The sequence below is a fragment of the Pseudonocardia wallangbongensis genome (assembly GCF_054486945.1).
Genome location: NZ_JBRERS010000015.1, coordinates 48,403 through 74,380, shown reverse-complemented (window position 1 = coordinate 74,380; position 25,978 = coordinate 48,403). Strand labels below are relative to the sequence as shown.

General features: G+C 71.3%; 26 protein-coding genes. 15 read left to right on the top strand and 11 right to left on the bottom strand.

Features of this window, described 5'->3' with window-relative positions; genetic code table 11:
- Positions 1-5: 5 nt before the first annotated feature.
- Both ACU436_RS36305 and ACU436_RS36300 read right to left on the bottom strand, forming a co-directional pair.
- Positions 6-1,010, bottom strand: coding sequence for a thiamine pyrophosphate-dependent dehydrogenase E1 component subunit alpha (locus ACU436_RS36305; protein ID WP_459031621.1), 1,005 nt, complete (start codon positions 1,008-1,010; stop codon positions 6-8).
- The gene (locus ACU436_RS36300; RefSeq protein ID WP_459031620.1) at positions 1,007-2,071 is read right to left on the bottom strand and encodes a helix-turn-helix domain-containing protein; all 1,065 of its coding nucleotides are present in this window, start codon (positions 2,069-2,071) and stop codon (positions 1,007-1,009) included. The genes ACU436_RS36305 and ACU436_RS36300 overlap by 4 nt, the downstream gene beginning before the upstream one ends.
- A gap of 161 nt (positions 2,072-2,232) precedes the next feature.
- Between ACU436_RS36300 and ACU436_RS36295 the strand changes: the two genes are divergently transcribed.
- Positions 2,233-2,769: a VOC family protein gene (locus ACU436_RS36295; protein ID WP_459031619.1), complete on the top strand. Its 537-nt coding sequence runs from the start codon at positions 2,233-2,235 to the stop codon at positions 2,767-2,769.
- A gap of 16 nt (positions 2,770-2,785) precedes the next feature.
- Here the strand turns inward: ACU436_RS36295 and ACU436_RS36290 are convergent, their stop codons facing one another.
- A complete protein-coding gene (locus ACU436_RS36290; RefSeq protein WP_459031618.1) occupies positions 2,786-4,402 on the bottom strand; it encodes an ABC transporter substrate-binding protein in 1,617 nt (538 codons plus the stop codon).
- Positions 4,403-4,615: 213 nt separating this feature from the next.
- Here ACU436_RS36290 and ACU436_RS36285 point away from each other — a divergent pair, with 213 nt between their 5' ends.
- Positions 4,616-5,668, top strand: coding sequence for an amidohydrolase family protein (locus tag ACU436_RS36285; RefSeq protein ID WP_459031617.1), 1,053 nt, complete (start codon positions 4,616-4,618; stop codon positions 5,666-5,668).
- 120 nt (positions 5,669-5,788) lie between these two features.
- Here the strand turns inward: ACU436_RS36285 and ACU436_RS36280 are convergent, their stop codons facing one another.
- Complete coding sequence (locus tag ACU436_RS36280; protein WP_459031616.1) at positions 5,789-7,012, bottom strand: cytochrome P450; 1,224 nt, start codon at positions 7,010-7,012, stop codon at positions 5,789-5,791.
- A gap of 111 nt (positions 7,013-7,123) precedes the next feature.
- The gene (locus ACU436_RS36275; RefSeq protein WP_459031615.1) at positions 7,124-7,795 is read right to left on the bottom strand and encodes a TetR/AcrR family transcriptional regulator; all 672 of its coding nucleotides are present in this window, start codon (positions 7,793-7,795) and stop codon (positions 7,124-7,126) included.
- 178 nt (positions 7,796-7,973) lie between these two features.
- Between ACU436_RS36275 and ACU436_RS36270 the strand changes: the two genes are divergently transcribed.
- The 9 genes from ACU436_RS36270 (at position 7,974) to ACU436_RS36230 (ending at position 17,814) form a co-directional block, all read left to right on the top strand.
- Complete coding sequence (locus ACU436_RS36270) at positions 7,974-9,359, top strand: 3-oxoacid CoA-transferase (RefSeq protein WP_459031614.1); 1,386 nt, start codon at positions 7,974-7,976, stop codon at positions 9,357-9,359.
- Positions 9,359-9,811, top strand: coding sequence for a MaoC family dehydratase (locus ACU436_RS36265; RefSeq protein WP_459031613.1), 453 nt, complete (start codon positions 9,359-9,361; stop codon positions 9,809-9,811). Before ACU436_RS36270 ends, ACU436_RS36265 begins: the two co-directional genes overlap by 1 nt.
- Positions 9,812-9,823: 12 nt before the next feature.
- The gene (locus tag ACU436_RS36260; protein WP_459031612.1) at positions 9,824-10,744 is read left to right on the top strand and encodes an SDR family oxidoreductase; all 921 of its coding nucleotides are present in this window, start codon (positions 9,824-9,826) and stop codon (positions 10,742-10,744) included.
- A 122-nt stretch (positions 10,745-10,866) separates the two neighbouring features.
- On the top strand, positions 10,867-12,678 hold the full coding sequence (locus ACU436_RS36255; protein ID WP_459031611.1) for an ABC transporter permease: 1,812 nt from the start codon (positions 10,867-10,869) through the stop codon (positions 12,676-12,678).
- Between the two features lie 36 nt (positions 12,679-12,714).
- Positions 12,715-13,827 carry an ABC transporter substrate-binding protein gene (locus ACU436_RS36250; RefSeq protein ID WP_459031610.1) on the top strand — a complete coding sequence of 371 codons (1,113 nt, stop codon included), beginning with the start codon at positions 12,715-12,717 and terminating at the stop codon, positions 13,825-13,827.
- Between the two features lie 40 nt (positions 13,828-13,867).
- Entirely contained in the window at positions 13,868-14,866 is a 999-nt protein-coding gene (locus ACU436_RS36245; RefSeq protein WP_459031609.1) for an amidohydrolase family protein, read from the top strand.
- Positions 14,867-14,874: 8 nt separating this feature from the next.
- On the top strand, positions 14,875-15,903 hold the full coding sequence (locus tag ACU436_RS36240; RefSeq protein WP_459031608.1) for a DODA-type extradiol aromatic ring-opening family dioxygenase: 1,029 nt from the start codon (positions 14,875-14,877) through the stop codon (positions 15,901-15,903).
- Complete coding sequence (locus ACU436_RS36235) at positions 15,900-17,144, top strand: ABC transporter ATP-binding protein (RefSeq protein WP_459031607.1); 1,245 nt, start codon at positions 15,900-15,902, stop codon at positions 17,142-17,144. The genes ACU436_RS36240 and ACU436_RS36235 overlap by 4 nt, the downstream gene beginning before the upstream one ends.
- Positions 17,145-17,148: 4 nt before the next feature.
- Positions 17,149-17,814: an RraA family protein gene (locus ACU436_RS36230; protein WP_459031606.1), complete on the top strand. Its 666-nt coding sequence runs from the start codon at positions 17,149-17,151 to the stop codon at positions 17,812-17,814.
- A 204-nt stretch (positions 17,815-18,018) separates the two neighbouring features.
- On the opposite strand, the gene ACU436_RS36225 is transcribed toward ACU436_RS36230, so the two are convergent.
- Positions 18,019-18,330 carry an HNH endonuclease signature motif containing protein gene (locus ACU436_RS36225; RefSeq protein WP_459031605.1) on the bottom strand — a complete coding sequence of 104 codons (312 nt, stop codon included), beginning with the start codon at positions 18,328-18,330 and terminating at the stop codon, positions 18,019-18,021.
- The gene (locus tag ACU436_RS36220; RefSeq protein ID WP_459031604.1) at positions 18,267-19,388 is read right to left on the bottom strand and encodes a DUF222 domain-containing protein; all 1,122 of its coding nucleotides are present in this window, start codon (positions 19,386-19,388) and stop codon (positions 18,267-18,269) included. Before ACU436_RS36220 ends, ACU436_RS36225 begins: the two co-directional genes overlap by 64 nt.
- 522 nt (positions 19,389-19,910) lie before the next feature.
- Between ACU436_RS36220 and ACU436_RS36215 the strand changes: the two genes are divergently transcribed.
- Positions 19,911-20,828, top strand: a complete 918-nt coding sequence (locus ACU436_RS36215) for an aminoglycoside phosphotransferase family protein (protein ID WP_459031603.1) — start codon at positions 19,911-19,913, stop codon at positions 20,826-20,828.
- A gap of 8 nt (positions 20,829-20,836) precedes the next feature.
- Here ACU436_RS36215 and ACU436_RS36210 read toward each other — a convergent pair whose 3' ends face one another.
- On the bottom strand, positions 20,837-21,613 hold the full coding sequence (locus ACU436_RS36210) for an IclR family transcriptional regulator (RefSeq protein WP_459031602.1): 777 nt from the start codon (positions 21,611-21,613) through the stop codon (positions 20,837-20,839).
- Between the two features lie 50 nt (positions 21,614-21,663).
- Complete coding sequence (locus ACU436_RS36205; protein WP_459031601.1) at positions 21,664-22,431, bottom strand: hypothetical protein; 768 nt, start codon at positions 22,429-22,431, stop codon at positions 21,664-21,666.
- A gap of 143 nt (positions 22,432-22,574) precedes the next feature.
- Between ACU436_RS36205 and ACU436_RS36200 the strand changes: the two genes are divergently transcribed.
- Together ACU436_RS36200 and ACU436_RS36195 are read left to right on the top strand one after the other, a co-directional pair.
- Complete coding sequence (locus tag ACU436_RS36200) at positions 22,575-23,321, top strand: alpha/beta hydrolase (protein ID WP_459031600.1); 747 nt, start codon at positions 22,575-22,577, stop codon at positions 23,319-23,321.
- A gap of 12 nt (positions 23,322-23,333) precedes the next feature.
- Positions 23,334-23,498, top strand: a complete 165-nt coding sequence (locus ACU436_RS36195; RefSeq protein ID WP_459031599.1) for a hypothetical protein — start codon at positions 23,334-23,336, stop codon at positions 23,496-23,498.
- Between the two features lie 19 nt (positions 23,499-23,517).
- On the opposite strand, the gene ACU436_RS36190 is transcribed toward ACU436_RS36195, so the two are convergent.
- Entirely contained in the window at positions 23,518-23,637 is a 120-nt protein-coding gene (locus tag ACU436_RS36190) for a carotenoid oxygenase family protein (protein ID WP_459031598.1), read from the bottom strand.
- A gap of 253 nt (positions 23,638-23,890) precedes the next feature.
- Between ACU436_RS36190 and ACU436_RS36185 the strand changes: the two genes are divergently transcribed.
- Positions 23,891-24,631 (top strand): DUF1990 family protein, encoded by a 741-nt coding sequence (locus ACU436_RS36185; RefSeq protein WP_459031597.1) that lies wholly within the window; start codon positions 23,891-23,893, stop codon positions 24,629-24,631.
- A 9-nt stretch (positions 24,632-24,640) separates the two neighbouring features.
- Here ACU436_RS36185 and ACU436_RS36180 read toward each other — a convergent pair whose 3' ends face one another.
- A complete protein-coding gene (locus tag ACU436_RS36180; RefSeq protein WP_459031596.1) occupies positions 24,641-25,978 on the bottom strand; it encodes a class-II fumarase/aspartase family protein in 1,338 nt (445 codons plus the stop codon).

The following is a 25,978-nucleotide window of genomic DNA, read 5'->3' as shown; positions in this document are numbered from 1 at the left end:
CGCGATCAGCCCTCCGCCGCGGCGAACATCAGCCGCTCCGGCAGGTCGGCCTCGGCCGGCTCGGCCGCGTCGGCGTGGGCGAGCGCGGCGCGCACCTCCTCCTCGACGGCGCTGCGGCGCTCGGCGATGTCGGCGGTACCGGCCAGGCCCTGGTCGAGCAGGAAGCGCTGGTAGCGGCCGATCGGGTCGCGCTCCTCGGCCTGCCAGGCCGCGATCTCCTCGGCGCTGCGGTAGGAGCCGGTTCCCTGCAACAACATGTCCTCGCCTTCGAAATGGCCGTGCGTGCGGTAGGTGACGGTCTCCACGTAGGACGGCCCGCCGCCGTCCCGGGCACGCCCCACCGCCGCGCCGACGGCGGCACGCACGGCCAGGACGTCGTTGCCGTCGATCACCGTGGCCGGCATGAACGCGCCGGCGCGCTCGACGATCGACCCGCCGGTGACCGTCGACGAGACGGTGAACTCCGAGACGCCGTTGTTCTCGCAGACGAAGATGGTCGGCAGCGACCACGCCGCGCTGACGTTCATGCTCTCCATGAACGAGCCCTGGTTGGCGGCGCCGTCGCCGAAGAAGCAGACCGCCACCCGGCCGTCGCCGCGCAGGCTGGCGCCGTAGGCCGCACCGGTGGCGATGGCGAAGCCGCCGCCGACGATGCCGTTGGCGCCCAGAATGCCCTTCGACAGGTCGGCGACGTGCATGGAACCGCCCATTCCGCGACAGATCCCGGACCGCTTCCCCCAGATCTCGGCGTACATGGCCTTGAGGTCGCCGCCCTTGGCGAGGAAGTGGCCGTGCCCGCGATGGGTGCTCGTGATCCAGTCCCGGTCCCCGAGCACCGAGCAGGCTCCGACGCCGCTGGCTTCCTGGCCGATGTACAGGTGGACGGTCCCGTAGAAGCGCGACTCCATCCGCAGCTCGGCGAGGGTCTCCTCGGCCCGCCGGATCAGCAGCATTCGCTCGAACAGCGCCAGGTGATCGCTGCGGCCGAGTTCCGGTTCGCTTTCTATCATTTTCCCCCTTCGTCCGGTTCGGGTGCCCAGGCCAGGCGGTAGCGGTGCAGTTTCTGGTAGAGGGTGGCGCGCGAGATCCGCAGGTGCGCCGCGGTGGCGCTCTTGTTGCCCTCGCACTCGGCCAGCACCCGGGCGATCACGTCGGCCTCGGCCGCCTCGAGCGGGCCGAGGCCGAGGTCGGTCGGCTCCGGTGGCGTGCCGGCGCGCCGGTCGGGGTACAACGCGACGGTGGCGCCGGCCGCGATGCGGTCGGGGTCGATCGGCCACACCCGTGCCCGCAGCCCGTCGCGGACGATGACCTGGTCCGAACCCGGCCGCATCGCGGAGACGGCGGCCCAGATCGCACGGTGCTCCAGCCCCCACGATGCCGCGACCTCGTCGGCGATCATCGTCTGGGCGTCGACGGCGAGCACGGGTGCCGTGGTTCGAGCCCGGCCGTGGAGGAAGGCGTCGAGCAGGGCCCGCTCGCGCGGGTGTGCCAGCTCGGCGAGCCGCTGGTGCACCCGGTCGGCCAGGGCCCGGGTCATCCCGCGCAGGAACTCGTTCGCGTCGCTCGCCCAGCAGGTGACGTTGACCGCACCGCAGATCTTGTTGGTGATCGGGTCGCGAACCGGAGCGGCCACGCAGGCCCACATGTGGAAGGCCTGGCAGTAGTGGTCGGGGCCGATCACGCTGGCGAGCTCACGGCTCTCCATCGCGGTGCCGATGCCGTTCGTGCCGACCAGCTCTTCCTCGAAGTTGGTGCCGGTGCTCATCCGCACCGCGTCGAGCACGCGCGTGAACGACCGGTCGGACACCCACCGCCAGACGATGCTGCCCTGCGCGTCGGCGAGGGCGAGGCAGATCGTGGCGTCGCCGAGGGTCTCGGCGGTGCGCCGCAGCACGGGCGCCGCCGCGCGGACGAACGGTGTGTCTGTGTCGACGTCGACGACCGGCACCTCGGTCCGGACGGGATCGACCCCGCTCCAGCGCGAGCGTCGCCACGAGTCGAGGAGCTGCGCGGACACCCCGGTGGGGTCCTTCCCGTCCTGGAACGACACCCACGCGTCCCGTCGCAGCATCCGGTCTACCGCCCTCGGGGCGCCGGCCGCGATCCCCGGTGACCGCGGGCCAACCAGCGACCCGACCCGCAGTATGCGGCCACCGCCGGCGCGCCGGGCTGTTCAGAAACTGGACAGCTCGCCCCTGCCACCGGCTGGCATCGTGCAGGCCGGAGGTGGGCATGCCTGAATTCGGATTCGGCCAGCCGCACGGCGGCATCATCCAGACGGCCTTCGTGGTGCCGGACGTGCATGACGCGGTGGCGCACTGGGTCCGGGACCTGGGAGCCGGGCCCTTCTTCCTGATCCCGCAGTGGCGGGGTGAGCACCCGGTCTACCGCGGCGAGCCGAGCACGGCGACGGTGACCATCGCGATGGGTTTCGCCGGGCACATGCAGATCGAGCTCATCCAGCCCGAGGACGACAACCCCTCCGTCTACAAGGAGCTGGTCGACCGCTCCGGGTACGGCTTCCATCATTTCGGGGTGGCGAGCGAGGACATCGACGGCGACATCTCCAGGCTGGAGGAGGACGGTTACGCGCTGGCGTTCCGCGCCGGCGTCGGGTCCGGGGGAGAGGTGGCGTACCTGGACGGTGGACCCGACAGGCCTGGCATGCTCGAGCTGATCGAGGCGACCCCCGGCATGGACCGGGGCTTCACCGCGATGTGGCGGGCCTCGCTCGACTGGGACGGGAGCGATCCCCTGCGCGGCAGCTGACGCGGGCTCACCCGCGTCACCGGTCGAGCCAGATCGACGCGTAGAACAGGTCGCGGGTGATGTAGCGGTCGATGCCCTTGACGTCCGGCTTGGTGATCGTCGAGAGGTAGCTCCGGCTCAGGAACAGCAGCGGGAGGTCCTGGTTCACGAGCAGCTCCACCTGCTGGTACGCGCGGGTGCGCTCGGCCGGGTCGGTGGTGGCTGCGGCTTCCCCGAGGAGCCGGTCGACCTCCGGGTTCGAGTACTTCCCGAAGTTGATCGCGCCGCCGGTCTGCAGCAGGCGTTGGGCGGCGGGGAACGGGTAGTCGAACCCGGCGAGGTTGCTGATGAGCTCGAAGTCGCCTCCTTGCAGCAGCCGCGACGTGAACTCCGCGAGGTCGAAGTAGCGCACCTCCACGTCCATCCCGACGGCGGAGAGCTGCGCCTGCACGAACTCGCCGAGCGTGACCTCGCTGCGGCTCGTCGAGAACGAGAAGTGCGCGCTCCCGCCGTCCGCGACGTACTCCTGCACGAGCTGCTTGGCGCGCTCCGGGTCGTACTCGGGCCAGATGTCCGAGGCGGCCTGGGAGTGGTAGGGGCTGTCGGCCGCGAAGAGGCTGTCGGAGCCGATCAGCTGGTTGCTGTACTGGCTCGCGGCGAGCGCGCGCACGTCGATCGCGCGTGACACCGCCTCCCGCATCCTGCGGTCGTCGAACGGCTTGCGGGCGAAGTTGAAGGTGAAGAAGAACCCGCCGCTGCCGGGCCCGTAGTAGACGCGGAACGCGGGGTTCGTGTACGCCCGCACCAGCTCGACGTTGTAGCCGCCGTAGATCATGTCCACGTCGCCGTTGACCATCGTGGCGTAGCGCGTCTCGGTGTCCGACAGCGGACGGACCTCGATCCCGTCGAGGTAGGGCATGCCCTCCTGCCAGTAGTGCTCGTTGCGGGTGAGCTCCATCCGGTTGTCCCGCAGCCAGTCGGTGACCACGAACGGTCCCGCGCCGACCGGGTGGTTGCCGATGTCGTCGCCGTACCGGGCGAGCGCCGCCGGCGAGATGATCATGCCGAGCGTGCCCGCGAAGATGCCCTGGGTGAACACCACCGGGAAGTCGCCGAGCGGGTTCCTCAGCCGGAACTCGACGGTGAGCGGGTCCGGGGCCGTCATCTCCTCGATCTGGCGTGCGTAGACGCCCGCGGGAGAGGCGGGTGCGTCGATGTGCCGCTGGGTGTTGATGACGACCGCGTTCGCATCCAGCGGCGTGCCGTCGGAGAACACGACGCCCGGCCGCAGGCCCATGCGCCAGGTGCGCCCGTCGTCGGTCGTCTCCATCGACTGCGCCAGGTACGGCACCACCGTGCCGTCCGGCGCGAGCCGCAGCAGCAGGTCGTAGACCGCGTTGGCGATCGCGTTGCCGTTCTGGACCGTCGGGTCGAAGCTGGTGACCTCGCGGTCGTTGCCGACGAGCAGCGTCCCGCCCCGCTTCGGTGCACCCTCGGCCGCCAGGTCACCGCCGTAGGGTTCCATCGGCCCGAGCGCCGGCACCCCGGCGTCGGCGCCGGTGTTGGCGCCCACCGCCCCGCACGCCGTCACGAGGGCCATGCCCAGCGCCGCGGCAACAGCGCACACCCGTACCGACCGCGATACACGCCGCATCGTCGTCCACTCCTCGTCGAGTTCCGACAGCGCATTTCAGCTCACGGGCGTTCAGCTAACAGCGCGTGATCGTAAAAGGGGAAGTCACCATTCCGCCTACCGCGGCATAAGCGGGCCTGATCGTCAGGTTCCACTGTGAGGAACTTCCTTGGGTAGCCTTGTTGCTGGGCGGAATCTCCTCGTAGCGTGGCCCCGGACTCCCGGGGAGGACACGTGGAAGAGAGCAGTCCGGACCGCGGCTACCTGCGCATCGCCACCGAGGAGGCGTTCGTCATCCCGGAGCTGCTGTCGCGGTGGCGGGACATGGCCGAGCAGGGCACGAACACCGATCCCGGCTTCCTGAGCATGTGGGGCGGGTTCTACGCGTTCAGCTCCAGCGAGCGTCCCGCGTCGATCCGGCGGCGGCTGGTCGACCTGGGCGACGAGCGCGTGGCCGACATGGACAGAACCGGCATCGACCACCAGATCCTCTCGCTCACCGCGCCGGGCACCCAGGCGTTCGACCGGGACACCGCCGTGGCCATGGCGACGCTGGCGAACGACCGGCTGGCGGACGCGTGCCGCGCTCGCCCCGACCGGTTCACCGGCCTGACCGCGGTGGCGCCCCAGGATCCGGAGGCCGCGGCGAAGGAGGTCGGCCGCGGTCACGACCTGGGTTTCAAGGGCGTCATCCTCAACTCGCACACGAACGGCGAGTACCTCGACGACCCGAAGTACTGGCCGATCTTCGAGGCGGCCGAAGCCCTGGACACGCCGGTCTACCTCCATCCGAACACGCCGTCACGCGGCATGATCCAGCCGTTCCTGGACGTGGGCCTGGAGGGCGCGATCTACGGCTTCTCCGTCGAGACGGGGCTCCACCTGCTGCGCCTCGTGATCGCCGGGGTCTTCGACCGGTTCCCCCGCCTCAAGCTCGTCGTGGGCCACCTCGGTGAGGCGCTGCCCTTCTGGCTCTACCGGCTCGACTACATGCACGCGGCCGGCGTGCGCGCCGGCCGGTACGAGACGATGCGGCCGCTGGCCCGCCGGCCGAGCGACTACCTGCGGGAGAACGTCTGGATCACCACCAGCGGGATGCCGTGGGCGCCGGCGATCCTGTTCTGCCGGGACGTCCTGGGGCCCGACCACGTCATGTACGCGATGGACTACCCGTACGAGTACGAGCTGGACGAGGTCCGTGACCAGGACGCGCTCCCGCTGTCGCCCGAGGAGAAGCGCCAGTTCTTCCAGACGAACGCCGAGCGGGTCTTCGGCCTGGAGGTGTGACGACCGCGGCCGCCCGTTCGGCCGTCCCCGACCGGACTTCACACAGCCAGGACCGGCTTCACACAAGGCCGGACCTATGTGAAGCCACTGCAGGGTGTGTGAAGTGGCCTCGGACCGGCCTCAGTCCGGGATCGTCGCCTGGGCGCGGAACCTCAGGCGCGCCGGCACGCTCACCGGGCCGTGGTTGATGAAGCTCGCCCCGTAGGGCAGCTCGTCTACGGGCACCGTGAGCTCTAGCGACTCCACGCGGTCGAGCAGCTCCTCGACCACGACCCGGCCTTCCAGACGGGCGAGGGACGAGCCGATGCAGGCGTGCGCCCCCCGGCCGAACGCGAGGTGGGAGGCGGCGTCCCGCCGGTCGAGCTCCAGGTGCGGGCAGGCCTCCCAGGCCTCGTCGTCCCGGTTCGCCGACCCGTAGAGCACGAACACCCGGGAGCCCTCCGGGACGGCCACGCCACCGATCTCGGTGTCGGTCGTGGCCAACCGGTAGAAGCCCTGGATCGGCGCCTCCAGCCGCAGCGACTCCTCGACGAAGGACCGGACCGACACGGGTTCGGCTCGCAGCCGGTCGAACAGCTCCGGGCGGCTCGCGAGCAACGCGACGCTGCTGGCGAGGTGGTGCGTCGTGGTGATGTTGCCGGCCACCAGCAGCTCCGCGACGAACCTGACGCACTCCCGGCGGGTCAGCTCGCCGGCCCGCTCGGCGGCGGCGATCTGCGACAGCACGCTGGAGTCGACCTGCTCGTCCCACCGGTCCAGGAGCCGGCCGAGGTAGCCGGTGAACTCGTCCTGCACCTGCTCCCGGCGCACCGGGTCACCGCCGTGGTTGCCGACCGAGCGGGTGATCTCCTCCGACCAGGCCCGGAACCGGGCGACGTCCTGCTGCGGCACGCCCAGCACCAGGCTGATCACGCGTACCGGCAGCAGCGCGGCGAGGTCGCGGACGAGGTCGACCTCGCGGAGCTCGCGCAACCGGTCGATGTGCTCGGCGGCGACCTGCCGGACCTGCGGCTCCCACGAGGCGATCCGCATCGGGGTGAACGCGCGGTTGACGATCGACCGCCGTTTCCCGTGCTCGGGGTCGTCCGACAGCAGCAGCAACGGCGAGAGCGGGGCCTTGGGGTTGCTCGGGTCGGCCGGCGGGAGCTCGCGGCCCACCGTGTTCCGCGAGGAGAACGTGTGGCGCTCGCGCAGCACGTGCACGACGTCGTCGTGCCGGGCGACCACGAACGCGTCCACCTCCGGGGCGTAGTGGACGCCGAGTGCGCGCAGCCGCGCGTAGACCTCGGCCGGCCGGCGCAGGTGCTCCTGTTCGAGCGCGACCAGCTGGGACAAGGCGGGCACGGGCACCTCCGGCTGGGTCGTCGCGATCCGACGGCAGAAGCTACCCCGGCATGTCCGGCTCCGCGCAACACCTCGTGCAAGGATTCCTGAGCGTCGAATCTGCTCCGGTGGTCACGGCAGATCGGCGCGGGCCCCGGCCAGCACGAAGTCGATCAGTGATTCGACGTATGCGGGCCCGTTGGCCTGCATCTGGGAGAACAGCTCCGGGGGTGTGGCGAGCACGTGGTTGGTGATCGCGCCGATCAGGGCGTCGAGCACGATGGTGGGTGACGTCCCCTCCGGGAGTTCCCCCCGGGCGATGGCCTCGTGGATGAGCGAGCGGGCCCGGCGGAATATCGGCGTGGTGTGCTGCTTGCGCCAGCGGTCCTCGAGGCCGGGTACGTAGCGGGCCTCCACGTACATCCGAAGGTAGGCCAGACCTCGCGGGCTGCTGTAGAACGCCAGCAGCGAGTGCCCGATGGCGGCCAGGTCGGTGCGAAGGTCGTGCCGGTCGTGTGGCATGCGGCGGACGTGCACGCTCGCCATGCTGTCCAGCAGCAGATCCTCCTTGGAGGCCCACCGCAGGTACAGCGCGGCCTTGCCGACCTTCGCCCGGCGGGCGACCTCGTCGAAGGTGAGCCCGGCCCATCCGAACTCGGCGTAGATCTCGATCACGGAGTTGGCGACGCGGGTGTCGATGGTGGGGTCGCGGCGCCGGCCGCGCCGGACCTGTGCCTCGGCGGCCGTGGCCGGCCGAACGGCCGCGGGCGGGTCCGGCGGCGGTGGGCCGGCAGGGTCTGGCACGGCCCAGATGCTAATGGCGTCTCGCGGCTGGATCCTGCCTCGGGTGCGACCCGGATCGGGCGGTTGGCCGGCTTCCGTGTGACGACAGGTCCATTGCAGTCGAAGAACGTCCGTAATAGGGTTTTGGCAGGTAGCGCAGCGTTGCGCGCATGCCCTCGAAGGGGAGGAACCGGTCCCAGTGATCGACAAGGTCTACGGCTCTCCTGCTGCCGCGATCGCGGACCTGGACGACGGCGCGTCGATCGCGGTGTCCGGGTTCGGGCAGAGCGCCGGCGCTCCGGTCAGCCTGCTTGCAGCGCTGCGCGAACGCAGCAGCCGCGAGCTGTGCCTGGTGGCCAACGGCCTCCCGCCGGGCGCGGATCCGATCGTCGAGGGCGGCCGGGTCCGCCACCTGGTCGTGTCGTTCACCGCGCGCGGTGGGCGGAGCAGCGTGACCGACCAGCTGCTCTCCACGGGCGCGATGACCTTCGAGCTCGTGCCGCAGGGAACCCTGGTCGAACGACTGCGTGCCGGTGGCGCCGGGCTCGGCGCGATCTTCACCCCGACCGGGCTGAACACCCCGATCGCCGAGGGCAAGGAGGTCCGCTGCTTCGACGGCAAGCCCTACCTGCTCGAACCCGCGATCCGGGTCGACTACGCCTTCATCGCGGCGCACCGCGCGGACCGGCTGGGCAACGTCGAGTTCCGGGGCGCGAACCGGCATCTCGCCCCGAGCTTCGCCAAGGCGGCGCGCGTGGCGATCGTCGAGGTCGACGAGATCGTGGAGGCGGGCGAGCTCCCGCCCGAACGCATCCACCTGCCGGGGATCTTCGTGGCCCGGGTGGTGCGCAAGACCGAGGCCAACCCGCTGCCCAAGTACGGGCTGCGCCGCCGCCCGGCCGACGTCGCACGCGAGTACAACGGCAAGCCGGGCTGGACCCGGGCCCAGATCGCGGAACAGGCCGCCGGTCTGCTGCCCGAGCCGAGCTACGTCAACCTCGGCCTCGGGATCCCGAGCCATCTCTCCTCGTTCGTCGAGGACCGGGACATCACCCTGCAGGGCGAGAACGGCATCCTCGGCTACGGCGAGATCGTCGACGACGACGAGCTCTACCCGGACGTCTTCAACGCGAGCGGCGTGTCCGTCACGCCGCGTCCGGGGATCTCCTACTTCGACAGCGTGACGTCCTTCGAGATGATCCGCTCGGGGCGGGTGAACGTGGTCGTGCTCGGCGCCTACCAGGTGGACGCCGAGGGCAGCGTGGCGAACTGGGCCGTCCCCGGCATGACCGGTGGTGGGATCGGCGGTGCGATGGACCTGGTGGCCTCCGGTGGAACGGTCATGGTGCTGATGGAGCACCGCGGCACGAAGGGCGAGGCGAAGCTGGTGCAGCGGTGTGCCTTCCCGCTGACCGGCAAGGCGTGCGTGGACATCGTGGTCACCGACCTGGCGGTGTTCCGGCGCCGCGACGGCGTGCTCGGCATCGACTCGGTGGCGCCGGGCTTCACTGCGGAGGAGGTCTGGGCGCTGACCGAGATGGACGTTCCGGCGGCCGGCGTGCGCAACGGTGCAGGTGGAAGCTGATGGGTGACGGACTCGCGGTGCTGTTCGAGAAGCAGGGCCAGGAGCTCGGCGTCGGAGAATGGGTCGAGATCACCCAGGAACGCGTCGACCGGTTCGCCGACGCGACCGAGGATCACCAGTGGATCCACGTCGACCCGGAGCGGGCCGAGGACGGCCCGTATCACGGCACCATCGCGCACGGGTTCCTCACCCTGTCGCTCGTGTTGTGGCTCGGGCGGGGGCTCGGCCCGCGCCCGGACGGCGTCAAGTTGACGGTCAACTACGGGCTGAACCGGGTCCGGTTCCCCGCGCCGGTGCCGGTGGGATCGCGGGTTCGTGCGCGCGTGCAGAACCTGTCGGTGGAGCAGGTCTCCGAGAACACGGTGCAGGTGGTCAACCAGTTCACCGTCGAGGTCGAGGGTGGCGCCAAGCCGGCGTGTGTTGCCGAAGTGATCGCGCGGCACACGCTCTGAGAGGACGTTCCCATGGGAGAGTTGTTGGCCGGCCGGGTAGTGGTCGTGACCGGCGCAGGCAGCGGTATCGGCCGGTCCGAGGCCCTGGAGATCGCCAGGCAGGGCGCCAAGGTGGTCGTCGCCGATCTCGGTGTCGCGCTCGACGGTTCCGCGCAGCCGGGATCGGCCGCCCGGGCGGTGGTTGCCGAGATCGCCGACGCCGGCGGTGAGGCGATCGCCTGCCAGGAGGACGTCGGCGACTGGGACGGCTCGAAACGCATCGTCGACACCGCGATCGACGCTTTCGGCGGCCTCGACGTGATCGTGAACAACGCCGGGATCCTGCGCGACAAGATGATGTTCAACATGGACGAGGACGACTTCGACGCGGTCATCCGGGTCCATCTCAAGGGCACCTTCTCGTTGACCCGGTGGGCGTCGATCCACTGGCGCGGCCGCCAGAAAGCGGGCCTGGCGAACGACGGGCGGATCATCAACACCTGTTCGCCCGCCGGCCTGTACGGCAGCGCGGGGCAGGCGAACTACTCCGCCGCGAAGGCGGGCATCGCGGCGATGACCATCGGTGCGGCACGCGAACTCGGCCGCTACGGCGCGACCGCCAACGCCATCTCGCCCGTCGCCAGAACCCGGATGACCGCCACCCTGGGACGGGGTGCCGCCGCCCCCGAGGGCGACGGGTGGGATCCGCGTAGCCCGGACAACGTGGCGCCACTGGTCGCGTGGCTGGCCAGCACCGAATCCGCCGACGTCACCGGTCAGGTCTTCGAGGTCGGCGGCGGGTCGGTGGGTGTCGCCGAGGGCTGGCGGCACGGCCCGACCGCGGACAAGGGCGCGCGCTGGGACCCGGTCGAGTTGGGCCCCACCGTCCGCAAGCTGGTCGCCGATGCCTATCAGGTGCCGGTGCCCGGTGGCGGGGCGAATCGCCGCAGCTGAAATGACGGCGTCCCCGGGTGATTCCCTATAAAGGAACTAGTTTGCGGCGAGGTCCTCTAGAGCGAATGTTGCTCTAGGGTCGGCCGCCAGGTCCAGGAGGCGAACCAGCGACGAGGAGCCCGATGACCGAACCGAGCGCTGGGCCGACCCGGCCCGAGTCGGCCACCCGGACGCGAATGCCGAGCACGGGCCCGTTCACCACGGCCCGCGGCATGCTCCCGCTGATCGCGGTCTGCGTGTTCCTGTTCGCCGTGCCGATCGCGATGCTGGCGGTCGGGGCGTTCCGCAACGCCCCGCCCGGGCTGCCGGCGCAGTGGTCGGTGGACGCCTTCGTGCACACCTACACCGATCCCGGCTCGTACTCCACCATGCTCAACTCGGTACTGCTCTCCGGCGTCGGCACCGTGGCGGCCACGGTCGTCGCCCTGCTGCTCGCGTTCCTGGTGACCCGCACGAACACGCCGCTACGCGGGCTGGTCACGACGGCGATGGTGCTGGTGGTGGCGCTGCCGCCGCTGTTCTACGCGATCAGCTGGGGGATGCTGGGCAACTCGCGCATCGGGCTGCTGAACACCACGTGGCGCGACCTGACCGGCACCGAGGGCGTCCTGTTCGACGCCAACTCGTGGGGCGGGCTGTTCCTGGTGGCCACGGTCAAGGGGGCGGCGTTCGCGTACCTGCTGCTGCTCGGCCCGTTCCGGGCGATCGACCGGAGCCTGGAGGAGTCCGCGCAGGTGTCGGGCGCCGGTCGGCTGCGCACCTTGCTCGGCATCGACCTGGTGGTGCTGGCCCCGGCCATCACCGGCGTCGTGATCCTCAACTTCGTCATCGGGCTGGAGTCCTTCGACGTCCCGTTGTTCCTCGGGACACCGGCCGGGATCGCGGTCTTCTCCACCCAGATCTACGGCCGGATCAACGACAGCACCCCGGCCGACTACGGCGGCGCCAGCGCCCTGTCGCTCCTGTTGGTCCTGGTGGTGCTGGCGCTGGTGGCCCTGCAATGGAAGGTGTTGGGCCGGCGCAACTACACGACGGTGTCCGGGAAGGGCTACCGCACCGAGGTCTGGGACATCGGGGCGTGGCGGTGGCTCGGCACCGTGTTCATCGTCGGGTACGTGCTGCTGGCGATCGTGCTGCCGATGCTGCAGCTGGTGCTCGGCAGCATGCAGCCGTTCTTCGGCGGTGACGGCGCCTACTCGCCGGCCAACTACGAGGCGCTGCTCGAGGACCGGCGCACCGTCACCGCCCTGCAGACGACCCTGGTGGTCGCACTGGTCGGCGGTTTGCTCGCGATGACGTTGGCGATGCTGATCGTCTACGCGATGGCGCACCACGAGTCCCGGCTGCGCCGGGTGCTGGACCTGTTGACCTGGCTGCCGTGGGCGGTGCCGGGGGTGGTGCTCAGCCTGGGCATGGCGTGGACCTACGTGAGCATCCCCGGGCTGCGCAACCTGTACGGCTCGGTCGTCCTGGTGTTGATCGGCCTGGTGGTCGCGGCCGTCCCGATCGCAACCCGCGCGATCCAACCCGCGGTCGGGCAGATCACCCGGGAGCTGGAGGAGGCCTCCCGGGTGAGCGGCGCGGCACCGTTGCGGATGCTCGTCGGCATCGTGCTGCCGCTGATCATGCCCAGCTTCGTCGCCGGCTGGTTCGTCGTCGCGATCGTGATCTCGGGCAACCTCGCGATCCCGATCATGCTGTCCTCGGCGCAGAACCCCACCGTGCCGCTGCTCGTCTACGAGCTCTACACGCAGGGGCAGACGTCCAGGGCGGCCGCACTGTTCGTCATCGTCCTCGGCACGTTGCTGGTCGGGCTCGTCGTGATGGGCGGGCTGTCCCGACTGCTGCGCCGCCGCATCGGCCCGGCCATGGGCGACCCACCGGCATCACTGCCGGCCGAAGCCGCCACGCCCGAACCCGTCGGCGCGCGCTGAGCGTCGCCCGAGTCCACCACGACGGAAGGACAGCACATGCGCAGGACGTTGCTCTCGTGCGTCGCACTGCTCGCCCTCGGCGCGTGTGGCGGTGGTGGTGGCGAACTCCCGGCCGTCTCCGCGGTGGGCGAGGGCACCGTCGATGCGGCTGACGCGCAGGCTCTCGGCGGCGAGGCGGCCGTGACCGCGATGCAGGAGCTCTACCGCGCGGCCCGGGACTCCGGCAAGACCACGGTCACCGTGTACGGCCCCGGCGAGAAGGACAGGGAGCCGCTCTACGAGGTCTTCTCCCAACGGTTCCCCGAGATCGACGTCACCCCCGTCTACATCGTCGGCCCCGAGGCCACCGCCAAGATCCAGGCGGAGTTCGCGAGCGGGCAGCACGTCGCCGACCTGGTGCAGGAGGGCAACACCTCGGTGTCCCCACAGATCGCCGAGGGCAAGCTCGTCCCGTTCCGTCCGGTCACCGCCGAGGGCTCCGGCTTCGCCGAGCCGACCGGCCATGCCACCGCGGCCAGCGGCAGCGTCTTCGGCATCGTCTACAACACGAACCTGATGTCGCCGGAGGATGCGCCGAAGGGGTGGGCCGACCTGCTGGATCCGGCGTACCGCGGGAAGATGACCTCGGACGAGACCACCAGGAACGGCGGCTCCTTCGGCGTGCTGAGCCACCTGCTGTGGGACGTGCGCTACGACGACGCGTTCCTGCAGGGCCTGGCCGCGCAGGAGATCACGATGCAGGCGTCCGGAGCGGTCGCGGGCAGTGCGGTGGCCACCGGCCAGTTCGCCCTCGACCCCTTCTACCCCTACAGCTTCTACCTGCGGGACAAGGAGCAGGGCGCGCCGATCGAGTTCGTGTTCCCGACCGAGGGTGGCGTGCACGTCTCGGAGCACTACCTCGCCCTGCTCGAGGGGGCGCCCAACCCGGACGCCGCCAAGCTCCTGATGACCTGGCTGTTCACGCCCGAGGGCCAGCAGGCCGCCGCCGACATCGGCTACTACCCGCTGATGCCGGACAGCCCGGCGCCCGGGGGCTACCCGTCGGTCAACGAACTGGACCTGCTCAAGCCGTTCACGATCGACCAGGTGGGCCAGGTCTCCGCCGACAACCTGGCCCGGGTCAAGAACGCCTGGGGCGTCGCGAGCTGACCTCGCCATCCGCACCGACCTTCGACGCATGGAGGCAAGCATGAAGATCGACATCCACGGCCACGTCAGCGCCCCCGAGTCGCTCTACGCCTACAAGGCCGGCTTGCTCGCCCACCGCGGCGCGCACGGCCGTGGCAGCGCGGGCGTCACCGACGACACCCTGCGTGCGGCGTTGACCGAGCCGAACAAGAGCTTCGGCGGCAAGTCCCACCTCGCCCACCTCGACGACGCAGGCGTGGACGTGCAGCTGATCTCGCCGCGGCCCTACCAGATGATGCACAGCGAGCAGGGGCGGCTCGTGGAGTGGTTCGCCCAGGAGACCAACGACGTCATCGCCCGCACCTGCCGGCTGGAGCCGGACCGCTTCCGCGGCGTGGCCGGGCTCCCGCAGAGCATGGAGCTGGAGCCCGCGCGGTGGACGGCCGAGCTGCGTCGCTGCGTGCAGGAGCACGGGTTCGTCGGGGCGATGCTCAACCCCGACCCGTACGAGGGCAGCGCGCAACCGCCCGGGCTCGGCGACCGGTTCTGGTACCCGGTCTGGGAAGCCGTGTGCGAGCTCGACGTCCCGGTGCTGATCCACTCGGCCGGCTGCCGCCCGCCCGCTCGCGAGACGTACTCGCTGCACTTCATCCAGGAGGAGACCCTCGCAGTCATCGGCCTGCTGAACTCGACCGTCCTCGACGACTTCCCGGACCTGAAGATCATCGTCTCGCACGGCGGCGGCGCGGTCCCGTACCAGCGGGGCCGCTTCCAGCCCGGCGCCCTGCGCAAGGGCACGACGTTCGCCGAGCAGCTGCGCAGGCTCCACTACGACACCTGCCTCTACACCCGGGACTCGATCGAGCTCCTGCTGCGGGCCGTCGGGGTCGACCGCTGCCTGTTCGGCACCGAGAAGCCCGGCACCGGGTCGATGCCGGACCCGGAGACCGGGCGCTGGGTCGACGACATCCACCTGCTGATCGAGGACATCGACTGGCTCGACGACGGGCAGCGCAAGCAGCTCTTCGAGACCAACGCCCGCCAGCTCTTCCGGATCTAGTGCAGCCCATGGCACACATCGGTCTCGGGATCGGTACCTCCCACGCACCGCAGCTGTCCACCCCGCCCGAGGAGTGGGGCCAGCGCGCGCGTGCCGATCGGGGCAACGCGGCCCTGGCCTACCGCGGCGCCGACCACTCGTTCGAGGAGCTGTCGCGGCTGCGGGGTGCCGCGTTCGCCGGCGAGTGCGACGTGGCGCGCCAGCACGAGCGGCACACCCGCGCCCGCGCGGCGATCGACGAGCTGGGCCGGATCGTGCGGGAGTCGGGTGTGGACGTCCTGGTCGTGGTGAGCAGCGACCACAAGGAGACGTTCACCGACGAGCTGCTGCCGGCGTTCGCCGTCTACTGGGGGGACACGGTGGCGCACGAGCCGTTCACCCAGGAGGCGCTCGACGCGTTGCCGCCGGGCCTGGCCATCGCCGAGGTGGCGAACGTGCCGGCCGAGAGCACGGTCCGCCGCTGTCACGGCGAGCTGGCGCTGCACCTGATCCGGGAGACGAGCGCGGCCGGCTTCGACCCGGGCGCCTCCCGGGAGCTGCCCGCGGGCAGGTACGGCGACCACGGCATCCCGCACGGATGGGGCTTCGTGCTCCAGCAGGTGCTCGGCGGCACGGCCGACATCCCGATCGTGCCGGTGTTCGTCAACACGTTCTGGGAACCGAACCCGCCGGCGCCGGCCCGCTGCCACGACTTCGGCGTGGCGCTGGGCGCCGCGATCCGCAGCTTCCCCGGCGACCTCACCGTCGGGGTGGTCGCCTCGGGCGGGCTGAGCCACTTCGTGGTGGACGAGGAGCTCGACCGCCGGTTCCTGACCGCGCTGCAGGACGATGACGCCGCCTACCTGCGCGGGCTGCCGGCCGACCTGCTCCGCTCGGGCACCTCCGAGATGCGCAACTGGATCGTGGCCAGCGGCGCCGTCGCCGGCAGCGGGCTGCGCGCGCGGGTCGTGGACTACCTGCCCTGCTACCGCTCCGAGGCCGGCACCGGGTGCGGCATGGGCTTCGTCGCATGGCAGCCCACCGAGGTGGCGGCATGACCGGGGTGTCGATCACGGGGCTGGTCAAGCGGTTCGGTGGCGCCACGGCCGTGCAGCACCTCGACCTCGACATCGCCGCAGGGGAGTTCGTCACGCTGCTGGGGCCCAGCGGATGCGGGAAGACGACCACCCTGCGCTGCCTGGCCGGGCTCGAGGTCCCCACCCGGGGTGAGCTCGCCATCGGTGAGCGGGTCGTGTACTCCGCCGCCACGGCCACGTTCGTGCCGCCGGACAAGCGCGACATCGGGATGGTGTTCCAGAGCTACGGGCTGTGGCCGCACATGACGGTCGGCGGGAACGTCGGCTACCCGCTCAAGCTGGCGAAGGTCGGCAAGGCACCGGCCCGCCGGCAGGTCCTGGAGATCCTCGAACGGGTGGGCCTGGCCGACCGCGTCGACCAGATGGCGACGTCGCTGTCCGGCGGCCAGCAGCAGCGGGTCGCCCTGGCCAGGGCGATGGTCAACCGGCCGGCCCTCATGCTGTTCGACGAGCCGCTGTCCAACCTGGACGCGAAGCTGCGGCTGTCGATGCGTACCCAGATCCGGGATCTGCACGACGCGCTCGGCACCACGTCGGTCTACGTCACCCACGACCAGGAGGAGGCCATCTCGCTGGCCGACCGGGTCGTGGTGATGAACGCGGGGCGGATCGAGCAGGCCGGCAGCCCACGGGAGCTCTACACCCGCCCGGCCAACGCGTTCGTCGCCGACTTCATGGGGTTCCAGAACATCCTGTCGGGCACGGTGGCGGACGTGGCCGACGGCGGGTACGTCGTCGACCTGGCCGGTACGGCGGCCGCCGTGCGGGTCTCGGGGCGCCCGCCCGGCCCGGCGGGCACCCCGGCGGCCGTCGCCTTCCGCGCCTTGCACGTCCGGGTGGACGGCCCGGCTCCCGCACCCGCGCCCGACGGCGAGTCGAGCACGTTCACCGGGCGCGTGCGGTCGCGTACCTACCTGGGCAGCTGCACGCGCGTGCTCGTCGACCTCGGCGGAGAGCTGGTGCGGGCCCAGGTGGACGAGAGCGAGCTGGGCCGTTTCGGGCCGGACGACCTGAACGTGGGCCGCGAGGTCGTGCTCGGCGTACCCGCCGCCCAGGTGGTGCCGCTGCCGGGCGAGACGTCGGGGGAGCAGGCGGGGACGGCCCCCGGCCCGCGCTGCAGCGTCCCGGTCCGCGACCGACATCGAGAGGTGGAACGCCCATGGTCGAGCCGATCCGACGAACGCGCGCGACCCGCGGGGTGACGGGGTGAGCGCCCCGCTGCTCGGCCGGCTGCGCGGCGTCGACACCTGCGCGGTGTCGGATGCGCTGGACACGCTCGGCCTCGCCGGCGCGACCACCGGCCTCGGGCCGCTGTGGGCCGTCCCGGGAGCCGTCGCAGGCCGGGTGCGCACGGTGCTCGCCGGGCCACCGGAGTCCGGCGGTCCCGCCCAGCACATCGCCACGGCAGCCATCGAGGCCGCCGAGCCGGGCGACGTGCTGGTGATCGCGAACGGCGGCCGGGTCGACGTGTCGTGCTGGGGCGGCATCCTGACGCTGGCCGCCGGCCGGCGGGGGATCGGCGGCGTGGTGGTCGACGGCGCGATGCGTGACATCGCCGAGTGCGAGGAGCAGGGCTTCCCGGTGTTCGGCCGGGCCGTCGTCCCGGTCAGCGCCCGCGGCCGGATCGTGCAGCTGGCGATGGGCGTCCCGGTGCAGGTCGCGGGCGTCACCGTCGGCGAGGGCGACCACGTCCTCGCCGACCGCAACGGTGTCGTGTTCGTGCCCTCCGGTGACCTCGAACGGGTGCTCGGGCTCGCCGAGCGGGTCGTGGCCCGCGAGGCGGGCATGGCCGAGGCGGTGCGCGCCGGACGGCCGGTCACCGAGGTGATGCACGACAGCCGGTTCCCGGCGGTCGAGGAGGCGACGTCGTGACCGGCCCGCATCGGTTCATGCGCACCGGCAAGGACCGGGTGGAGGTCTCCGACGTCGGGCGACCTGCTGCTCGGTGACGCCGACGTCCTCTCCGGGACCAGCCTGGCCGAGGCCCGCCGCCGACACGGCTACCACCTGCTGCAACGGCGGGAGGCGCAGCCGTGAGTGTCACGGGTCGCTGCGTTCCGCGGAACGCAGCCCCGTTCAGGCTGCTGTCCTGATCCGTTTGGGCAGCAGGACGTCCAGGATCGGATCCAGGTCGAGCCGGTCGCCGTCCCAGTTCGGGGTGAGGGTGTTGCGGTCGATCCGCAGCCGGGCCCAGGTGTGCATTTCGATCAAACTCTCGGCATTGCCGGTCAGCGCTGCGGCGGTGGTGGGGATCGGGGAACCGTCGGGGCGGAGGAACTCCCACCGGCCGGGAAGGCGGTCGATGCGATAGCCGTGGTCATGGATCACGCCGTGGTGGAAAGAACACACCAGAACCAGGTTGTCGATGTCGGTGGGGCCACCGAACAACCAGTGCCGCCGGTGGTGGGCGTGGAGGTAGCGGTGAGGGCGGCGATTTGGGCGGGGGTGGCCAGGCGCCGGCTGCGACCCAGGTACATCCGATTGCCGTCCCGGTCGTCGAGTAGCAGTTGGACGCGGGCGTCACACGCCAGGCGTGCGGCGGTGGAGGCCGGGATGTCGGGGCCGCCGGCGATCCGGGCAGCGCCGCTGCCGGCGTCGAGGTGGACGATCACCTGGGCGGTGCCGCGCTCGACCACTGGCTCGTCCTGCCCGTCGGTGCGGCCGTTGATGAGGGCGAGCAGTGCGTCGGCGCGGCGGGCTTCCGTCCGATCCACCGCCGGGCCGGGTTCCTGTTCCCGTGCCCGCTCGTCCAGGTCCTGCGGGGACGGTTCGACGGGGTGGCGGATCGGGGTGCGCGGCGGCACCAGCGCTTCGATGGCGGTGATGAATGCGGCCCCCTGGTCGGGGGTGAACCGGACGCGGGCCACCAGGGTCCCGTCCTCGTCCCACCGCCAGGTCAGCGACCGGTGGGCCGCGGTGTCCCCGGGTGGGGTGTGGCGGCGGCGCACCGCTCGTACGACGGTCTCCACGTGGCTGGCGGTGCCGCACAGGGCCACGTTGAGCAGTACTCGTTCCGCGGTGGCTGGGTCGGCGACGGTGGTGTGGCGCAGGTCGGGCTCCCCGGCCGCGATCTGGGCGGCCATCTGAGTCAGAGTGGAGGTGTCGGAGCCGATGGCCCGGGTGATCGCCCGGACCTTGGAGTAGGAGACCCGCCCCGCGGCGAACGCCTCGGTGATGCGCGGCAACTGTTGTAAGGCGTGAGCGACCCTGAGGCGTTCGGTGGCGGTGCGCAGGTTCATCCCGGCCCGCCAGGACAGCCAGTGCGCACACGAGCGGATCCCGTCGCCGACCCAGCCGCCGCGCTGGTCGAACTCGGCCAACAGCTGGAGGAAGCGGCATTCCGCGGCGGCGATGTGCCCGGCCAACCCCAACAACTCCGATTCCAGATCATCGGTGCTCATCTCGTCCATCGGGGCGGGGAGTGGAATGATCGTGGCTGCGGTCATGGGGAGCCTCGTGGGTTCGGATTGCGGTTCGAGTCCAGGATGGCATCCGGGTCCGACAATTCTTGACGGCCTGCGTTCCGCGGAACGCGGGTCGGATGGCAACGATCTTGTGGTGATGGCGGGTGTCGATTCGGGACCACCGGATAGTTGCGTAGGCACCCGGTCGAGGATGAAGTCGGGAACGGGCGTGCCGGACAGTCGGGGACGGCCGCCAGGGCGCCCACGGCATTCGGTAGTGCTCCAATCCGGCCCCCCCGCACGTGAGGATCGAGGCGAACGGTGCGGCAGCGCGCGAGGCCCCGGCGGGGTCGGGGGCATCGAGTTCCGAGGCGACCGGGCTCGCCCACGCGAGAAAGACCGAATGCCGGCACCACGTTCCGCGGAACGCGCGAGCGGTGTTGATCGCCGCAGCCGCGGCGGGGCATCATGGGGTAGACGGTCGGTCGTGCGGGAGCCGCGGAGGAAGGTCGAGACCTGATCGTGGACGACAGGCCCGGTCGTGGGGATGCTGCGGAAACGAAGATGAACGGCAACCAGCCGAGCGTGTCGGTGGCCACGGTGCGCGAGTTGCTGGATCGGCAGTTCCCGCGTTGGGCCGACCGGCCCATCACGGAGGGGCCTGGCGCCGGAGCCGGTAACGCGTTGTTCCGCCTGGGTGCTGACTTGGTGGTGCGTCTTCCGCTCCACCCCGGGTCGGCGGCGGCGGTCGACATCGAACTGACCTGGTTGCCGCGGCTGGCCTCGCAGCTGCCGTTGGCCGTACCGGTTCCGGTAGCCGCCGGCGCTCCAGATGACGTATTTCCCCGGCCGTGGGCTGTATTCCGGTGGCTTCGTGGGGAGGGTTTGGACACCGACAATGATGTTGATCTTGCGGATGCCGCGGTGCGCCTCGGCGAGTTCGTGGCTGCGCTCCGGAGCATCGACGTCACGGGAGCGCCGGCTTCGTTGCGTCCCCACCCTTTGCACGGCGACCACACTGCCGTCCGCTCCGATATCCGCACGCTCAGCGCGGAGGGTGTGGTGGACGAAGCGCTGGCGACTGCCGTGTGGGACAGCGCGCTAGCGGCGCCGCCATACCATCAGCCCGCATGGGTTCACGGGGACTTGTTTCCGATGAACCTCTTGGCCGACCGCGGCTCGTTGTCGGCGGTGATTGATTTCGACTTGATGGGGGCGGGCGACTCGGCTGTCGACATGGTGCCGGCGTGGACCTTGCTGACTGCAGAGACGCGACCGTTGTTCCGTGAGGCATCCGGTGTCGACGACGACACCTGGATCCGCGGTCGGGGATGGGCGTTGAAGGCCGGGCTCGGCGCGGTAAGCAGACACGGAATGGGCGGCGGCCACCGTCGAGCGGTCATGGGGCGCCACGCGCTGTCCCAAACGATCGCCGACCATCGGCGGCACCACGGTCTCCTGGACCGCGGGCCGCTGGCCTGACGCGTGGCTCAGCCGGGATCGCGCATCCGCTCCTGCACCAGCTGGGCACCGCGCAGCACGGCGGGCGAATGCGCCCGGATGCCCTCGATGCTGCCGGTCCGGCTGCTGGGGGCGGCGATGCCGAGCGCCGCGATCGGGTTGCCCGATGCGTCGTGCAACGCGACGGCGACCGCCGACACACCGTCGGCGCTCTCCTCGAAGTTGAGCGCGTAGCCCTGGGCGCGGATCTCGGCCAGCTGGGCGAGCAGCGCGTCGCGGTCGGTCAGCGATGTGACGGTGCTGGTGGGGAGCGACCTGTCGGGGTAGCGGCGCTCGACCTCGGCGGAAGGCAGCGCGGCGAGGATCGCCTTGCCCACGGCGGACGCGTGGGCCTGCCGGACGATCCCGGTCCGGTTGCCGACCCGGACCGAGCGGGCGCTCTCGACGCAGTCGACGAACCTGATCGAGGTGCCCTCCAGCACCGCGAGGCTCGTCGTCTCCTGCGTCTGTTCCTGCACCTGTTCGAGGACGGGGCGGGCGACCCGGCGGATGTCGATCCGGTTGATCGCGGCCAGCCCGGCCTCGTGCAGCGCCGGGCCGGGGCGGTAGGCCCCGTTGGGGCGGTCCTGCATCACGAACCCCCGCCGGCGCAGGGCGCTGAGCAGGCGGTGCGCGGTGGATCGGGCGACGCCGAGCAGGTCCGCCGCCTCGGCGACGCGCAGCGCCTGACGTTCGGCGACCAGTTGCAGCAGCCACAGCGCGTTGTCGACCGAGGTGAGGCTGGTGGCGCCGCTGTCATTCGGCATGACGGAATCTTAGCCGAGTTTCTTCTTGGAACCGGAATGGCGGTGGGTGCTCAGGAGCCGAGGTTGCGGAGGATCACCCGGGCGAACTCGGGGAGCACCACCTCGGTCTCGTACCGGTCGCGCCGTTCGACCTCGGGGACCCCACCGTCGCGCCGGAAGATCTCGGTCTGCCCGTCGTGGACGTAGCGGATGACGGCCTCCCGGTCGATCGGGTTGGGAATGCCGATCGAGCTGCGCCGCACCGAGAACACGACTCGGGGCGTCATGCAGGTCAGTTCCTGCGCGGAGCTCCGGCTCAGGCAGGGGATGCCGTCGAGGTCGGTCGGACGCTCGTCGCCGGATGGATCACGACGGTTCTGGGCCACCATCTCCGGTGTGCCGGCAATGCTGATCTCGACGCCGAGGCCGTACTCGTTGTAGCCGCCCGCCGGGTCGAAGTCCTTGTCGGGCAGTTCAACGCCGATTTCGCAGGACGCCTCGGGAATCTGGACAGTGGTCGCTCGACCGACCCCGAAGACCGTGATCTCGCCGGAACTGGATTCGCGTGCGGTGCGGCCGGTCTGGGGCAGCACGGTTCGCAGTCCGGCGTCGTCCAGGATCGCGCACGCGCGGGGCCAGGCGGTGGGTTCGAACAGCCCCGCGGATCCGATCGGCCCGTCGAGCGCCACGGGGGCGGTCGCGGTGCCCGGAGCGTGCCCGAGCTGGACCGGCGTGGCTGTGGCGGGACTGGCCGATGGTCCGCCGGGAGCGAGCGGTGGGAGCGCCGGGGCGCATCCGGCGGCTGCGATGGCGGCGACGCTCGCGAGCACGAGGAGCACCGGGGAACGCGAGGTGCGCGGCACTCGATCATCCTGCCACCCCGGGCATGGCCGAGGCGGCCGGAGCAGATCCTGCTCGCCCTGCTGCTCGCACAGGTCGTCCCCGATCTTCTACGGTGAACGCCGACGGAGAGGGGAACCCGGTGGGTCATGCGAGTACAGCGGACGTCGCCGCGCGCCGCCGCGCGGCGATCGCCGCGCTGGGGCCCGAGCTCACCCCGGAGATGATCCAGGGAACCATCGCGGTGGTGGTGGAGGGTCTCGATCCGCACCTCCTCGACGGGGTCCGCGTCGACCGGGATCTCGCCTACGGCCCGCACGAGCGGCACGTCCTGGACGTGTACTCCCCGGCAACCGGCGAGCCCACGTCCGGTCGCCCCGTGCTCGTCTACGTGCACGGCGGCGGTTTCGTCGCTGGTGCGAAGTCCTCGCCGGACTCGCCGTTCTTCGGCAACGTCGGCGGGTGGGCGGTACGGCACGGCTACGTCGGCGTCGCCGTCAACTACCGGCTCGCGCCGGAGAGCACCTGGCCCGGTGGTGCCGAGGACATCGCGGCCGCGATCGGCTGGGTCGTCGCCACCATCGGCCGGTACGGCGGCGACCCGACCCGGATTTTCCTCCTCGGCCAGTCGGCGGGGGCCATGCACGTCGCCGACTACGTCGCACGACCGGAGCTGGGCGGGCCGCACCGGTCGGCCCTGGCCGGTGCGGCCCTCGCGTCCTGCATGTACGACGTCGGCCGGGCGGGCGACAAGCCGAGCCACCGCGCCTACTGGGGTGACGACCGGGGTGCGTGGTCGGGGATGGGCACGCTCGATGCGTTGATCGCGACGGACCTGCCGCTCCTGCTCACCGTCGCCGAGTACGACGATCCGGAGTTCGTCGGCTAGGCCGCTCACCTCGTGTCCGCCTGGTTCGAACGCCGGGGTGAGTACCCGCCGATGCACTACCTCCACGGGCAGAACCACCTCACCGGGGTGTACGGAATCGGATCCGACACCGATGTTCTGGGCCCGCTCCTCGAACGGTTCATCGCCGCGACCACCCTGGACCTACGCGGGCAGTGATCGCGCCGGAGCGGGCGCGTCATCTGCCGACCTCGCCGTCGGGCACCCAGTTGCCGTGGAATCCCAGTGGTACGCGCTGCGGGATGTGGATCCGGGCGACCGGCCCGCCGCCGAGGTCCTGGGCGTGCAGGATGACCACCTCGGCGCACCCGCCCGGCAGGTCGGAGACGTAGTCATCAGCCAGCCGTCGTCCTCGGGCGAGTCCGGCGCCCGCGGCACGAAGACCGCCTCCATCCCGAAGCGGCCGGGACCGTAGGCGTAGGCCTCGCAGGTGCCGGTGGCGACGTCGCGCTCACCACCCTGCTCGGTGCACGGAGGCTGCAATCCGGCGAGAGCCGCGGTGATCGCCGTCATCACGGCGGGGTTCGCGACGGGTGTGGTGGGAAGCCTGGATGGTGCCCACCGTTCGCCGCACCAGCACCGCGACGCCGAGGCGCGACGCGCGGCTGGCCGGCCTCCTCGACGACCTGGCGCGGAGGTCGGTCAACTACAGCGAGTCGGCGGCGCCGCCGAGCGTGGTGGCCGGTTGGCACCGGGACCGGCGGGAGCTGGAGGTCGGCGTCGAGGCCCCGGGGGAGCCGGAACGAGGTGGGCCGTTCGAGACGGCGGCTGCGCTGGTCAACAGCTACGAGTTCAGCGACCCGTCGATCCTCCGGGCGGCCTACCGGCATCGCGGCGACCTGGTGGGCCGGAACATGGTGCTGGAGGGGCGCTTCCTCGTGCTGCGGTTCCTCATGGGTGTGCGGATCACCGAGCGGCACGATCAGGTGCGGGACGGGCCGAACGGGCCCGAGCGTCGGGTCGGGTGGTCGTACCAGACCTTGGAGGGGCACATCGAGCAGGGCAGGTTGACCTACGAGGTGGCCAAGGAGCTCGACACCGGCCGCGTGGAGTTCCGGATCATCGCCAACTCGCGCCGGGGCCCGATCCCCAATCCCGTGTTGCGCCTGGGGTTCCGGTTGTTCGGGCGGCGGACGCAGCTGCGGTTCTACCGCAACGTGTTGGAGCGGATGCCCATGCTGGTCGAGGCGCCGCCCCCACCGCCGCAACCCGGTCCGGACGGCATCGTCCGCGCGCCCAGCGGGTTGCACCCGGGCCGCTTCGAGGCCTGGACGATCCGGGTCGGGCGCTGAACAACGCGACTACCGGTGGTCGAGCACGCGGCGCGTCATCTCGCGTGCGCACCCGAGGTAGCCGGCGGGGTCGGTGAGGGCGCGGATGGCCTCCTCGCCGAGCCGCCCGCGCAGGTCGTCGTCGGCGAGCAGCTGGTCGGCCAGGGTCGTGCCGCTCTCGATCGCGGCGCGGCAGGCGTCGTACACCACCTCGTGGGCGTGCTGGCGGCCCAGCTCCGGGGCCAGCTCCATCATGACCCGCTCGGCGACGATGAGGCCCCCGGTGAGGTCGAGGTTGCGGCGCATCCGGTCCGGGTGGACCACCAGGCCGGCGAACAGCGACTCCGCCTGCGACAGCGAGGTGGCGACCAGCAGGAACGCCTCCGGCACCGTGGCCCACTCGACGTGCCAGGGCCCGGTCGCGCGCTCGAAGTCCTGCACCAGCGCGTCGAGCATCGACCCGGCCCGCTCCCGCAGGAGCTTCGCGGCGGCGAACATCAGCTCGCTCGAGATCGGGTTGCGCTTCTGCGGCATCGTGGAGCTCGCCCCACGTCCCTCGACGAACGGCTCGGCGACCTCGCCGAACTCGCTGGACGCCATCATCATCACGTCCCAGGCCACCTTGCCGAGCGTGCCCCCGACGAGGGCGAGGAGCTGCACGACCTCCACGAGGCCGTCGCGGACGACGTGCCAGGTGATCTCCGGCTCGCGCAGCCCGAGCACCTCGGCGTACGCCGCGCGCACGCGCAACCCGTCCTCACCCAGCGAGGCGAGGGTCCCCGCGGCGCCGCCGAGCTGGACCAGCAGCGCCCGTTCCCGCACCTGCGCCAGCCGCTCGGCGTGCCGGTCCAGCGCCGACAGCCACACCGCGCACCGGTAGCCGAACGTCACGGGGAGCGCGTGCTGCAGGTGGGTGCGGCCGGCGGTCACGGTGTCGACGTGCTCCTCGGCCAGGCGACGCAGCGCCCGCCGCGTCCGCAGGAGGGCGTCGTCGACCAGGTCCAGGGCGTCGCGGACCTGGAGTACCGTCGCGGTGTCCATGATGTCCTGCGTCGTCGCGCCCCAGTGGACGTACCCGCCCGCGTCGCCACACTGCTGCGCGAGCTGCTTGACCACCGGCAGGATCGGGTAGCCGACCACCTCGGTCTCGCGCCTGAGCGCCTCGACGTCCAGCCGGCCGGCCCCCGCCTCGGCGGCGATCACGTCGGCCGCCTCCCGCGGGATGACGTCGACGCGGGCCTGGGCCTCGGCCAGCGCGACCTCGGCACGCACGATCGCGCGCAGGTAGGCCTGGTCGTCGAAGACCTCCCGCATCGCCGCGGTGCCGAACATGTCCCGGAAGAGTGCCGACTCGAAGACCGTGCTCAT

Excerpts from the sequence above, each read along its gene's own strand:
- ACU436_RS36305 (WP_459031621.1), bottom strand. The coding sequence starts at position 1,010 with ATGATAGAAAGCGAACCGGAACTCGGCCGCAGCGATCACCTGGCGCTG.
- ACU436_RS36300 (WP_459031620.1), bottom strand. The coding sequence starts at position 2,071 with ATGCTGCGACGGGACGCGTGGGTGTCGTTCCAGGACGGGAAGGACCCC.
- ACU436_RS36295 (WP_459031619.1), top strand. The coding sequence starts at position 2,233 with ATGCCTGAATTCGGATTCGGCCAGCCGCACGGCGGCATCATCCAGACG.
- ACU436_RS36290 (WP_459031618.1), bottom strand. The coding sequence starts at position 4,402 with ATGCGGCGTGTATCGCGGTCGGTACGGGTGTGCGCTGTTGCCGCGGCG.
- ACU436_RS36265 (WP_459031613.1), top strand. The coding sequence starts at position 9,359 with ATGGGTGACGGACTCGCGGTGCTGTTCGAGAAGCAGGGCCAGGAGCTC.
- ACU436_RS36260 (WP_459031612.1), top strand. The coding sequence starts at position 9,824 with ATGGGAGAGTTGTTGGCCGGCCGGGTAGTGGTCGTGACCGGCGCAGGC.
- ACU436_RS36255 (WP_459031611.1), top strand. The coding sequence starts at position 10,867 with ATGACCGAACCGAGCGCTGGGCCGACCCGGCCCGAGTCGGCCACCCGG.
- ACU436_RS36250 (WP_459031610.1), top strand. The coding sequence starts at position 12,715 with ATGCGCAGGACGTTGCTCTCGTGCGTCGCACTGCTCGCCCTCGGCGCG.
- ACU436_RS36245 (WP_459031609.1), top strand. The coding sequence starts at position 13,868 with ATGAAGATCGACATCCACGGCCACGTCAGCGCCCCCGAGTCGCTCTAC.
- ACU436_RS36240 (WP_459031608.1), top strand. The coding sequence starts at position 14,875 with ATGGCACACATCGGTCTCGGGATCGGTACCTCCCACGCACCGCAGCTG.
- ACU436_RS36235 (WP_459031607.1), top strand. The coding sequence starts at position 15,900 with ATGACCGGGGTGTCGATCACGGGGCTGGTCAAGCGGTTCGGTGGCGCC.
- ACU436_RS36220 (WP_459031604.1), bottom strand. The coding sequence starts at position 19,388 with ATGACCGCAGCCACGATCATTCCACTCCCCGCCCCGATGGACGAGATG.
- ACU436_RS36215 (WP_459031603.1), top strand. The coding sequence starts at position 19,911 with ATGAACGGCAACCAGCCGAGCGTGTCGGTGGCCACGGTGCGCGAGTTG.
- ACU436_RS36210 (WP_459031602.1), bottom strand. The coding sequence starts at position 21,613 with ATGCCGAATGACAGCGGCGCCACCAGCCTCACCTCGGTCGACAACGCG.
- ACU436_RS36185 (WP_459031597.1), top strand. The coding sequence starts at position 23,891 with ATGGTGCCCACCGTTCGCCGCACCAGCACCGCGACGCCGAGGCGCGAC.
- ACU436_RS36180 (WP_459031596.1), bottom strand. The coding sequence starts at position 25,978 with ATGAGCACGGTCTTCGAGTCGGCACTCTTCCGGGACATGTTCGGCACC.